The following is a 12,237-nucleotide window of genomic DNA, read 5'->3' as shown; positions in this document are numbered from 1 at the left end:
CCACCGCGGCCAGGACGTCGTGGCCTTCCTCCTGCAGCAGCCGCACCAGGCCCTCGCGCAGCAGGGCGGAGTCCTCGGCCAGCATCACGCGCACGGCAGCTCCGCTTCGACCACGGTCGGCCCGCCCGGCGGGCTGGTCACGGTGAACCGGCCGTCCAGCGCCGCCACCCGCCGGGCCAGCCCCGTCAGCCCGCCGCCGGTGGCGTCGGCTCCGCCGACCCCGTCGTCCCGCACTCGCACGACGACCATGGTGCCCTCCTGGCGTACCTCGATGGCGACCAGGGTGGCCCGGGAGTGCCTGGCGGCGTTCGTCACGGCCTCGCTGGCCACGAAGTAGGCGGCCGTCTCCACCGGCGCCGGTGGCCGCTCCGGCAGCTCGCAGGTCACCGTGACCGTGACCGCGGCCCGCTCGGCCACCCCGGCCAGCGCCTCCGCCAGCCCGTGCGCGTCGAGTCCCGACGGGTAGACCCGCCAGGCCACCTCACGCAGCTCCACCAGCGCCTGCCGGGCCTGCTCGTGGAGCTGTTCCAGCAGCTCGGGGCGGCCCCGGCGGGCGCGTCCCGCGAGCATGGACAGCGCCACCAGCCGCTGCTGCACCCCGTCGTGGAGGTCACGCTCGATGCGCCGCCGTTCGGCGTCCACCGCCGCGACGACCCCGGCGCGGCTCTCGGTCAGTTCGGTGATCCGCCGCCGGAGCGCCTCGGCCGGGTCGGGAGCGAGCAGCCGTACGGCCAGCCGCCGCTCCAGCACGTCCACCCCCACCAGGCCGGACAGGTCCAGGAAGAGCAGGACGACGCCGGAGAGGAAGGCGTAGGCCAGCAGCGGCGGAGTGGGCAGCATGCCGTCCAGCGCCTCCCCCCGGCTCCACGACCAGCTCAGCCTGACCGCGACAACGGCGCCGATCACCAGCAGCAGCACCACCAGGCCGCCCAGGAGGCCGACGGGCGCCCGCGCGGCCAGATAGCGGAGCTCGCCGTCGGCGTCGCGGCCCGGCAGGTCAAGGCGCAGCCGCCGCAGTTCCAGTCCGGTCAGCCGTGCGGCCGCGGCGCGTACGGCGGGCCGGTCGGCGAACGGGGCCGCCACCAGGACGAAGACCAACCCCAGCAGGGCGGTGACCGCACCGGCGGCCACCGCCCCGACGAGCCGGAGCCCCCTAAGCGTCCAGCGCATGCCGCCCCTTGCGCCGCTCGCTCAGCCGTACGCCCACGAAGACCAGCACGGCGAGCGCCACCATGGCGACGACCATGTTGGTGCCCACGCCGACGTAGGCCTCCACCAGCGACCAGTTCTCTCCCAGTGTCCAGCCGGCCAGCACGAAGACCGTGTTCCAGAGCAGGCTGCCGGCCGTGGTCAGGAGCGTGAAGACGCCCAGCGGCATGCGCTCCACCCCGGCGGGCATGGAGATCAGGCTGCGGAAGATCGGGATCATCCGGCCGAAGAACACCGTCTTGCGCCCGTGCCGGAGAAACCAGGCCTCGGTCTTGGTGACGTCGGAGACTCTGAGCAGCGGGATCCGCGCGGCCAGCGCCAGCGTGCGCTCGCGGCCGAGCAGCGCGCCCACCCAGTACAGCGCCAGCGCCCCGGCCACCGACCCGGCCGTGGTCCACAGCAGGACGGCGAACAGGTTCATCTCTCCCCGCGAGGCGGTGAAACCGGCCAGCGGCAGGATCACCTCGCTGGGGAGGGGCGGGAAGAGGTTCTCCAGCGCGATCGCGATCGCGGCGCCCGGCGCGCCCAGGGTCTCCATGAGGTCGATCAGCCATTCCGTCATGCCCGGAAGCCTAGAAACGGCCAGCCCACGATCACCATGAGGGGCGTGGCCGTTCACGGGTGCGGAAAACCACAGTGCCGGGTTCCCGTGTGGGGTGGCGAGGGCTCCAGCCGTACGAAACGTTCATCGCAGCCCGGACCCCGGGAACCGAAAACTTTTCGGCAGATCTGCCGGGTACGTCGAGGCAGGAGAGGGCTTGACGCTCCCGCGACACGCCTTGTAGGCCATGGCTCCTGTGAATGGACTGGTGGTTGTGGCTCTTGACGTACATCGAGCATCTTCCTATGGTCTGCATTACTTTCGTAACACCACCGAAACTTTCGGGCGTCCCCGTCGTTCGAAGATGGAGTCACCGTGGTCAACCGGAGCCGGCGCCCACGCCGGGCACGTCTTCTCGCGATCCCGCTGGCCGCGATAGGTCTGGTGCTCGGCATGACGCATCCGGCCCTGGCGGACAACCCGACTCCCACGGTCGTCGACTCCACCCGCAGCGGCGGGATGTCGGTCGGCCTCACCTTCGACGACGGTCCGAACCCTCCCGACACGCTGCGCCTGCTCGGCGTGCTGCGCGAGCACCACGTGAAGGCGGTCTTCTGTCTCTGGGGTGAACACGTGCGGCAGCACCCGGAGGTCGTCCGGCGGATCGTCGCCGACGGGCACACGCTCTGCAACCACGGCATGCACCACGACGACATGGCGTCCTGGCCGGCGACGAAGATCCGCGCCGACCTGCTGGAGACGAGCGCCGCCATCCGCGCGGCGGTGCCGGGAGCGCACATCCCGTACTTCCGGGCCCCGTACGGCAGTTGGGGGCAGACGCCGACCGTCGCGGCCGATCTCGGCATGCAGGCGCTGGGCTGGCGGCTCGCCATCGGGGACTGGGATCCGCCGGGCACCACAGAACTGATCCGCCGCCTGCGCGAGGGCATCACGCCGGGCGCGGTGGTCCTCATGCACGACGGCGGCGGGGACCGGAGTCAGACCGTCGAGGCGGTCGCCGCCGTCATCCCCGCGCTCCGGTCGGAGGGATGGCATCTGTCGCTGCCCGCCCGGCGGGGCTGACCTGACCTCAGTACCCATCAACCCCCCATTTCCACCCCGAGGAGTTCGTGTGCTTCGTTCCGCACTGTCCATCGGCCTCGTGAGCGCCACGGTCCTGCTCGGCGGGGCGGCTCTCACCGGATCGGCCTCGGCCGAACCCGGCGCCGCCCCTGCCCAGTCCCAGCACACCCGTTATCCGGCGGACTCGCTGCGCGCCCTCGGAGACCGCGTCGGCCTGCGCATCGGCACCGCCGTGAACATGGACGAACTCGGCAGCAACGCCGAGTACACCCGGATCACGGCCGAGCAGTTCTCCAGCGTCACCGCCGAGAACGTGATGAAGTGGCAGCTCGTCGAGCCCAACCGCGGCACGTACGACTGGGCGGCGGCCGACCGGCTGGTCGACTTCGCGAAGAAGAACAAGCAGCTGGTCCGCGGCCACACGCTGGTGTGGCACAGCCAGCTGCCCACCTGGCTCTCCTCCGACGGCTACACCACCACGCTGTCCAACGACGAGCTGAAGGCCCTGCTCAAGAAGCACGTCCAGGACCAGGCGAAGCACTTCAAGGGCGACATCTGGCAGTGGGACGTCGTCAACGAAGCCTTCAACGACGACGGGACGCCCCGCGAGACCATCTGGTACAAGGCGTGGGGCGGCCTGGGCTACATCGCCGACGCCTTCCGCTGGGCGCGCCAGGCCGACCCCAAGGCCCTGCTCTTCTACAACGACTACAACCTCGAGTTCACCGGGCCGAAGAGCAACGCGGTGTACGACTTCGTCAAGACCCTCAAGGCTCAGCGTGTGCCCATCGACGGCGTCGGCTTCCAGGGCCACCTGGACACGCAGTACGGCTTCCCGGACCTGCAGGCCAACCTGCAGCGCTTCGCGGACCTCGGACTGAAGGTGGCCGAGACCGAGGTGGACGTCCGCACGTTCACCGAGGCCGCGCCGAACGTGAACACCCCGACCAACCCGCTGGCCGTGTACGCCCAGGAGAGCTACTGGTCCCGCGCGCTGAAGGCCTGCCTGGCGATCCGCGAGTGCATCTCGTTCACCCCGTGGGGCTTCGGCGACACCTACTCCTGGATCCCCGGCTGGTTCGACGACCCGCAGGAGGGTGCCGCCCTGCTGTATGACGCGGACCTGAAGCCCAAGTCGCAGTACTACGTGATCCAGCAGGACCTCGCCCTCGCCGCGGGCGCTCCGCGTCGTGCCGACGGGGGCCCGGGCCGTCACTGACCCTTACCCGACTGGCACGGGGTCGCAGGCCGGCCCCGTACGTGACACGCACGGGGCCGCACGCCGCAGGGCGGCCCCGTGCGCCATGCTCTGCCGCCGTATGAGAAGGCTCCGTCACCGCGCATGCGTTTCCGTCGTCGCGCGCCGTCTTCCGCCAACGCCCGTCGTCTTCCGTCAACCGTCGCGGAGCTTGAGGATGTACGTCGCGGTGAGCGCGACGGCACGGTCGTCGTCCTGTGCCAACTCGGCGAGCGCGCGCGATGCCGTGGGCCCCGGGATGTCCGCCAGCGCCTGCGTCAGCCGTAACCGCGCGGACGATCCCACGGCGCCATGGGTGAGGCGGTCGACGAGCCGCGTAGCGATCCGATCCGCCGACGCCTCGGCCCTCGCCAGCACGCTCAGCGCGTCGGCCGCGTCGGTGTCGTTCGCCCCCTCGACGACCATGTCGATGAGCGTCGGGACCGCGTCGGCCACTCCTCGCGCCCCGAGCGCCAGAGCCGCACGCCTGCGGACCGCGAGGTCGGAGTTCGTGAGGGCCTCCCGCAGCAGTGCGGTCGCCGCGTCGTCCGGAATCTCGGCGATGGACTGGACGGCGCGCTCGCGCACCTTGGCCACCGGTGAGCCGAGGCCCTCCGCCAGCAGTGCCAACGCGTCGTCGCCCGATCGTGCCAGAGCCCATCGAAGGGCTCCGGCGACGTTCGGGTCCGTCTCGCTCAGCGCCGCCTCGACCAGAGCGTCCACCGGCACCTCCGCGGCCGGGGACAGGGCCGCGCGCTGGCGCTTCCCCGCGTTCTCCGACCCCAGGGCCTGAAGGAGCGCGACGATCCGGAGGACGTCCTCCCAGTCGGCGGGTTCGGCGGCACCGATCCGGCGCAGCCGCGTGAGCAGCTCCGTCTCACGCGCGATGCGTTCTCGCGTCTCGCGGATGAGGTCCTCGACGAGCTTCGCGGGCGTGAAGCCGGGATCGTCGAGCGCGCGCCCGACCTCACGCAGCGACAACCCCAACGACCGCAGGATCTCGATGTGGAAGATCCGCCGGATGTCCTCGCTGGAGTACTCCCGGTAGCCGGCCCCGCTACGACCCGTCGGCCGCACCAAACCGAGCGATTCGTAATGCCTGAGCATGCGGGCGCTGACCCCGGACCGTCGTGCCACATCCCCGATCAACACCGCCTGTCACCCCTCCTGGCCGGTCGTACCGAGGGCCACGATGCGCTTCGCCTCCTCGATCGCGAACTCGAACCCGGCATCCGGGTTGCGCGACAGCCGTTCCGTGGCGATCGCGTGCTGACGTACGCGAGGGTCGGGATCCGCCATCGCCTCGCGCAGGATCGGCGTGATCACCGCGCCGAGCGCGATCAGCGCCCGGCTGAGGCTCAACTGCGTCTCACGCTCGCCGCGTCCGAGCTGCGTCGCCAGCACCGCGGCCAGCCCGGGCTCCTCACCCTCGGGCACGAGCACGACCGCCGCCCGCCAGGCGGCCCGCGCCACCTCGTCGTCGGCGTCGGTCAGCAGCGCCCGCGTGATCGCCGGCCACGCCCGCCGATCCCCGATCTTGGACAGCGTGTGCAACGCCTGGCTCCGTGCCTGCGCACGCTCCGAACGGAGTTCGTCGACGAGCTTGGGAAGCGTCAGCGACGACGGGTGGCGGGTGAGCGCCCAGGTGAGCATGTCGCGCACGTAGAAATCGGGCTCCACCGCGCACCGTTCGACGAGCTTGTCGACGAACAGCGGGTCCGGGGCCGTCCCGACCGCCAGAACCGCCTGCAACCGCACCGAGGCGCTGCCGCTCTCCAGTCCCTGGAGCGCCCGCGTCGTGTTCGTGTCCTCTTTCGGCATGGCCATCGGGACCACCTCCTTGGCCACAGTGAAGACCTTGTCACTGTGTCAAGGTCAAGCGGAACCACACTGTGAGGCGGCGCCGACTGAAATCACAGCGTGCTGCCGTGACGCCCGTTTCAATGGCCGGACGGCCCCGGCTCGACGACGCCGTTCGCTCGCGCCGGCAGGAGCAAGGCGCTGACGACCACGGCCACAGACAGCACCGCGCCGATGACGAAGGCCAGCCGCATGCCGTCGAGGTTGGCCAGCACCTCTGAGGCTCCCGCGGCTTTCAGGGCGTCGGCTCGCGCGCTCATCACGGTGATCACGAGCGCGGTGCCGAAGGCCGCGGCGACCTGCTGCAGGGTGCTCAAGATCGAGCTGCCGTGGGAGTAGAGCTTCGGGGGCACCGCGCCGAGCCCGAGGGTGAACACCGGGGTGAAGGTCGCCGCCAGGCCGATCATCAACAGTGCGTGCAGCCCCAGGAGCTGCCAGTACGGCATGGTCATGGTGACCTGCGTGAGGCCGGCGAGCGCGAGCGCGATTCCGATCGCGCCGGGAACGACCAGAACCCGGCCGCCGAACCGGTCGAACAGGCGGCCGACGGTCGGCCCGAGCAGCCCCATCGCGAGGCCGCCCGGCATCACGAGGAGGCCGGTCTCCAGGGGGCTGAGCTCGCGGATGTTCTGCAGGTACAGCGGCAGCAGGATCATCGAACCGAGCATCGCCATGAAGGCCACCGACATGAGGACCAGCGCGATCGTGTAGGTGCGGTTGCGCAGGGTGCGCAGGTCCATCAGCGGCGCGCCGCGCTTCTGCAGCGCCAGCTGGCGGACGACGAAGACGGCGATGGCGACCAGGCCCGCACCCACGATCGCGACGGCCACGCGGACGTCACCACCCTCGAATCGGCTGAGCCCGTAGACCAGGCCGCCGAAGCCGGCGGCGGCGGTCACCACGCTCAGCCAGTCGATCGCACCGGCCTGGGTCTCTCCGACGTTCTTGAGCTGCTTCAACCCGCCCCATGTGATCAACGCGGCGATGGGCAGCACCACGGCGAACAGCAGCCGCCAGGACCCGAACTGGAGGATCACACCCGAGACCGTCGGGCCCATCGCGGGCGCGACCGAGATGGCCAGGGAGACGTTGCCCATCACGCGGCCACGCTCCGACTCCGGCACCACCTGCATCAAGGTCGTCATCAGCAGGGGCATCATCACGGCCGTCCCGGACGCCTGGATGACGCGTGCGCCCAGCAGCACCTCGAACGACGGCGCGACGGCGGCCAACGCCGTGCCGAACAGGAACAACCCCATCGCGGTGGCGTACGCGCTGCGGGTGGACACCCGCTGCAGGAACCATCCGGTGATCGGGATGACAGCGGCCATGGTCAGCATGAAGGCGGTCGAGAGCCACTGGGCGGTCTGCTCGGTGATGTGCAGCGCGTCCATCAGCCGCGGGATCGCATTGATCATGATCGTCTCGTTGAGGATGACCACGAACGTGGCGAGCACCAGCAACCGGATCACGGGCGGGGTGCGGCCCGAAACGGGGGCCGCGGAATCGGCAGGCGAATCAAGCTGTGCGATGGACACGGCACCTCGATCAGAGTTGTCAGGGGGAATGGCCTGGTCTTGGCTGGTGTTCCAGCCCGGGCCCCACAGGAGTTCGTGGTCATGGCAAGCCTGACAGCCGCCACCGACAAAACTCATCGCCCGCCCCCAAGGATTCCGGCAAGCGACGCGTGGTGTCATCCGGTTTTCACCGGCGCCGGACGACGAGCTCCGGCTGTACCCACGGAGGTCCCGGCCTTCCCATCTCCTGCGTGTCCGTGCCTTCTCCACAGGCTGTGGCGCGCTGGTGCGCCGCTCCCGCCATACACGCACTACCTGCGGCAATGCGGCCACGACCTTCACGCGTACCACGCGGGCGGCGACGGGCATCTCAGGGCTCCTTCCGCAACGATCACCGCTTCGACCCAGGTGTCCGAAAAGCGGTCAGGCTCGTACGTAGCGCGCCGCCGAGCGGCGTCGGCGAGGGATAGGTGCGTTCCGTGAAGCGCGAAGACGGAGCCGACGCGATGACGGAGTGCCTGATCTCGTTCCCGAGTCGCGCCATGGTCATCCCCGACGAGGATCTGCAGGCGTTTCGGATGCGTCGCACGCTGTGGTTAAGGAGGCGAAGGACGCCGGCGCCAGCTGACGGGCCTCGATCTCGCCGGGAATCGCATCCGGCCTCGGATCGACGCCGAGGTCGTCGAGCTGATCGTCCGCTTCCGCAAGAAGCTGTCCGGCCGGGCCCTGAACGCCGGGCCGGACACGGTCGCCTGGCACCTGCAACAGCACCACCACGCCACCGTGTCCGGGGCGACGATCAGCCGTCGAAGGTCCCCACGTCCGGCGCCGGGCGGGGCGACCGAAGTTCACGTGGACGCCATGGCGCCTGAGGTGGGGAGTCAGTTCATTCTGGCCACCGCCCGACGGATAAGGGCAGATCGGCGAACCGCTGTGACGGATCACAAGGAGGTGCCGGAGGGCGTTCGGCGCGATGGTGCTGAACGACCCCGACTACGGCCGCCATGCCCGCCCGGCCGCCGAGACCCTCCTCGATCACGCGCCACGCCGTCCCCGCCGGTGAACTGGCCATTGCACGGCGAGGCCCGCTACGACGGCCGGCTCGACCCTCGGCTCACGCACCGCGAAGAACAATGGTTGTCCACTGCTCGGTCCACTGCTCGGGGTCGGCTCGCCGCTGACGGCCCGTCGACGACGCTCGGGCCGGGCGGCGCGTTGCCGGAGGATGCATTCACAAATCGCGATAATTGTCGCCCGCAATATGTGGAGAATCTCCGGTACATTGGTGGGAAATGTCGCCGGACACCCGTGGCCGCAGCTGTTCGCCGCCGTCTGCCGCGCTTCCGAACAGCGAAAACCTTCTCGCGGCTTAAGCGGTTCGCTGGGTCGTCCCGCACTTGGCGTCGTCGCCGAGGTGGCGGTCATGGCCCGTTGCGGGACGAACCCCCTGACGTGCACTGTCGTCCCCTTTGGTGGGCGTGGGCGGGTGGTGTGGAGGGTGGCCGGTCTCGCTCGCGCGTTCCGGACATCCCGTCGGCGTCTAGGCAAGCTGCGTCACAGTCAACCGCAGCTTTCGCCATTTCTGCTGAATGCCGACAAGTCTACATTTCGTCCGCTATGTATTGATTTTTTGAATCGGCTGACTAACGCTGATCGGGACGCCTGGTCATGGAGGGAGTAAGAATGCCTGTCATCCTGGAACGCTCTGAGGAGATCGTCGCCGCGTGGCGCAGCGGATCCGACGTCGAGGGCTGGGGCAGCCCGGCCGGTCCGCTGTTCATCGGCGAGTACGCCGAGTCGGAGATCACGCTGACGGCCCTGGACACCCGGCTGGCGAGCTCGTGCACCTGCAGCCGCTTCTGCTGCTGATCAAGAAAGGAGGATCCGAATGGCCGGGGACTTCGACCCGTCGCTGGACTTTCTGACCGCACCGGCGCTGGCCGGGCTGTCCGCCACACTGGGATCGATCCCCGGCCTCACGGAGGCGGAGGCCCGGCTGATATGCCAGAGCACCGCCGAAGCGCTGGAGGAAACCGTCCGCCTCAAGGTAAACAGGGTCCTGCTGCTGGAACTCAACGCCGCCAGGATCAGCGGAAGGCTGACCGCCGAGACGCCGCAGCTGCGGTGGCAGGAGTGGAAGGCGACGGCCGCGACGCCCGAGTTCTGGCTGTCCCTGACCGGGCACTACCCCACGATGCTGTCCAGGCTCGGCACGATCATCGACAACAGGTGCGCCGCGGCCGTGGAACTGGCCCGCAGGTTCGCCGCCGATCGCGCGGCGCTCACCACACTGCCCGGTGGTCTCCGAGGCGAGCTGGTCGGAGTCGACGTCGGGGCAGGAGACAGCCATCGCGGAGGGCACAGCGTCGCCGTCCTGCGCGGCTCGCAGGGCGAGGTGGTCTACAAGCCCCGGTCCCTCGCCGTGGACGAGGCGCTGGCGCGGCTGATCGACCGCCTGGCACCCCAGCTGCCCGCCGGCAGCCGCATCCGGGTACCCGACGTGCTGATTCGCCAGGGGTACGGCTGGGCGGAGCACATCCAGCACCGCTACTGCGCCGACGAGACGGAGCTGCGGTCCTTCTACCGCAGTGTCGGGCACTGGCTGGCGCTGATGCGGCTGATCGGCGGCAGCGACCTGCACGGCGAAAACCTCATCGCGGCCGGTCCCGCGCCCGTCGTCGTCGACTGCGAGACGCTGTTCACCCCGCACGTCCCGGCCAAACCGTCCGGATACGGCGACGCCGTCGACCAGGCGACCGACCTGCTCAGCGGATCGGTGCTGCGCACCGGACTCCTTCCCGGACGCGGCGTCTCGCTCGCCTGGCGCGGCGTCGACATGTCCGCCGCCGGAGGCCTGCCCGGCCAGCAGCCGTACACGCAGGTGCCGGTCATCGTCGACGCGGGCACGGACATGGCGAGATTGGGAATGGAACGGGTCGAGCTGGGAGCGGTGAGCAACCACCCGAGCCCCGATCCGATCCTCGTCCACTACTGGGACCTGGTGCTGTCCGGATTCACCGAGCTGGTCGAGCACCTCGACATACTGGATCGGCGGGGTGAGCTCGCCGGGCTGCTCACGGAATTCGCCGACCGTCCGATCCGGGTCGTGCTCCGCGCCACCGAGGCGTACGCCGAGCTGGCCCGCATGTTGTGGCACCCGGCCTCACTGCACGACGAGCCGACCGCGATGGGTAGGGCGGCGAGGTTGCTGGCCCAGCATGCCGAGAACCTGCCCGGCGCGCCATCGGACCCCGAGGTGATCGACGCCGAGGTGGCCGAGTTGCTGGTCGGCGACATCCCCTTCTTCGCCACAACCCCTGCTCGCGGCCGTCTGGATGGCCCTGGCGGAACCTCATACGGAGACGAGCAGGACCTCATCGCGGACGCGCTGCGGCGCTGGCGCGGCCGCGACGCGGCCCTGGACCGCGAGGTGATCCGGTCCGCTCTGGTCAGCGCCTACCTCAATGAAGGGTGGATGCCCGCCAACAAGCGTATGACCGTGCCTCTCATCCGGCACCAGGACCTCGAGCGGCGCCGGCGCCGGATCGCGGCCGGGATCGCCCGCAGCATGCTTGACACGGCGGTCCGGGGCGACGACGGCACCGTCACCTGGACCGCGCCGGTGCTCACCTCCGACGGCTGGTTCGTACAGCCGCTGTCTCCCGACGTGTACGGCGGGGCATACGGGGTCGCCATCACTCTGGCCGCCTACGTGAGTGAGACCGGGCAGGGCAGGGCCGACGAGGTGCCGGGGCTGGACGGGCTGCTCGCCGATCTCCTCCGTACGATCAGACTGGCCGAGGAGCGCGACGCGGAGGCACGCCGCACCGGCCCACGGCGCCGCCCCGTCACCCCGGGCGGCTATGTCGGCATCGGCTCGCAGATCTGGAGCTGGCTGCTGCTGCGCAGGCTGGGCACCATCGGCTCGGAGGAGGCGGTCGCCCGGGCCGGCGCCCTGGCGGGGCAACTGCCCGAGGCGGTGGCCGCCGACGGGGTATACGACCTGCTCACCGGCATGGCAGGCGCCATCGTGCCGTTGCTCCGCCTGTCGGAACAGACCGGTGACCAGCAGTGGTCCACGCAGGCCGACCGCATCGGGGAGCGCCTGCTCTCACTGGCCCACATCGACGAGCGGGGAGCACGCTGGCCCAGCACCGCCTTCCCCGAAGGGTTGGGCGGCGTCTCACACGGCGCCACCGGGATCGCCTGGGCGCTGGCCCGGCTCGCTGACAGTGCCACGACCGGCGCTGCGGACTTCCGCGCCCTGGCAGACAGGGCCTTTCTGTACGAGGAGTCACTGTACGACCCGGCGGAGAAGGGCTGGCGTGACCTGCGTGAGATGGACGACCGTCGCGTGACCTCCAGTGCATGGTGCCACGGAGCCGTCGGCATCGGCCTCGTCGCGGCCGACCGGCTGGCCCGCGAAGGTGACCCGCGCTGGGCGCACGTGCTACGCCGGGCCGCCGCGTCGTCCTGGTCGAGGGGCATCGGCTGGAACCACACGCTCTGCCACGGAGACCTCGGCACCTGGGAAATCGTGCGCCAGGCGATCGATGTGGGTGTCGGGCCCGAAGAGCTGACTCCGGAGTACCTCGCCGCGTACATGATCGGCAGCATGGACGAGCACGGCCCGGTGAGTGGCCTTTCACGTGACGCCTTCAGCCCAGGTCTGATGCCGGGAGTGGGCGGCATGCTCTACCAACTACTACGCCTGCACCCCGGCACCTCCCTCCCCTCTGTCCTGCTCCCTGACCCGGAGAACTGACCGCCTCGTCTCCTCTCCTGCCCGC

General features: G+C 70.2%; 11 protein-coding genes. 4 read left to right on the top strand and 7 right to left on the bottom strand.

Annotated features, from left to right (window positions below; genetic code table 11):
- The 3 genes from AB0J39_RS08230 to AB0J39_RS08220 all read right to left on the bottom strand — a co-directional run.
- On the bottom strand, positions 1-94 hold a 94-nt coding region (locus AB0J39_RS08230), incomplete at its 3' end, for a response regulator (RefSeq protein WP_363462726.1).
- Positions 85-1,170, bottom strand: coding sequence for a histidine kinase (locus AB0J39_RS08225; protein WP_363462723.1), 1,086 nt, complete (start codon positions 1,168-1,170; stop codon positions 85-87). The genes AB0J39_RS08225 and AB0J39_RS08230, both read right to left, overlap by 10 nt.
- Positions 1,154-1,771, bottom strand: a complete 618-nt coding sequence (locus tag AB0J39_RS08220; RefSeq protein ID WP_363462722.1) for a DedA family protein — start codon at positions 1,769-1,771, stop codon at positions 1,154-1,156. Before AB0J39_RS08220 ends, AB0J39_RS08225 begins: the two co-directional genes overlap by 17 nt.
- 354 nt (positions 1,772-2,125) lie before the next feature.
- On the opposite strand from AB0J39_RS08220, the gene AB0J39_RS08215 reads away from it, so the two are divergent.
- Positions 2,126-2,833, top strand: coding sequence for a polysaccharide deacetylase family protein (locus tag AB0J39_RS08215; protein WP_363462721.1), 708 nt, complete (start codon positions 2,126-2,128; stop codon positions 2,831-2,833).
- 49 nt (positions 2,834-2,882) lie between these two features.
- Positions 2,883-4,052 (top strand): endo-1,4-beta-xylanase, encoded by a 1,170-nt coding sequence (locus AB0J39_RS08210; RefSeq protein WP_363462720.1) that lies wholly within the window; start codon positions 2,883-2,885, stop codon positions 4,050-4,052.
- A gap of 174 nt (positions 4,053-4,226) precedes the next feature.
- On the opposite strand, the gene AB0J39_RS08205 is transcribed toward AB0J39_RS08210, so the two are convergent.
- The 4 genes from AB0J39_RS08205 to AB0J39_RS08190 form a co-directional block, all read right to left on the bottom strand.
- Complete coding sequence (locus AB0J39_RS08205) at positions 4,227-5,222, bottom strand: HEAT repeat domain-containing protein (protein ID WP_363462719.1); 996 nt, start codon at positions 5,220-5,222, stop codon at positions 4,227-4,229.
- Positions 5,223-5,228: 6 nt separating this feature from the next.
- Positions 5,229-5,897, bottom strand: coding sequence for a HEAT repeat domain-containing protein (locus tag AB0J39_RS08200; protein ID WP_363462718.1), 669 nt, complete (start codon positions 5,895-5,897; stop codon positions 5,229-5,231).
- Positions 5,898-6,010: 113 nt separating this feature from the next.
- Positions 6,011-7,816, bottom strand: a complete 1,806-nt coding sequence (locus tag AB0J39_RS08195) for an MDR family MFS transporter (protein ID WP_363462717.1) — start codon at positions 7,814-7,816, stop codon at positions 6,011-6,013.
- A 177-nt stretch (positions 7,817-7,993) separates the two neighbouring features.
- Positions 7,994-8,221: a hypothetical protein gene (locus AB0J39_RS08190; protein ID WP_363462716.1), complete on the bottom strand. Its 228-nt coding sequence runs from the start codon at positions 8,219-8,221 to the stop codon at positions 7,994-7,996.
- A 909-nt stretch (positions 8,222-9,130) separates the two neighbouring features.
- Between AB0J39_RS08190 and AB0J39_RS08185 the strand changes: the two genes are divergently transcribed.
- On the top strand, positions 9,131-9,316 hold the full coding sequence (locus AB0J39_RS08185; RefSeq protein ID WP_363462715.1) for a DUF6229 family protein: 186 nt from the start codon (positions 9,131-9,133) through the stop codon (positions 9,314-9,316).
- Between the two features lie 19 nt (positions 9,317-9,335).
- Positions 9,336-12,212, top strand: coding sequence for a type 2 lanthipeptide synthetase LanM family protein (locus AB0J39_RS08180; RefSeq protein WP_363462714.1), 2,877 nt, complete (start codon positions 9,336-9,338; stop codon positions 12,210-12,212).
- The last annotated feature ends 25 nt before the right edge of the window (positions 12,213-12,237 follow it).

The sequence above is a fragment of the Microbispora sp. NPDC049633 genome, from assembly GCF_040675265.1.
GTDB classification, from domain to species: domain Bacteria; phylum Actinomycetota; class Actinomycetes; order Streptosporangiales; family Streptosporangiaceae; genus Microbispora; species Microbispora maris.
This window is presented reverse-complemented; position numbering and strand designations above follow the sequence as displayed.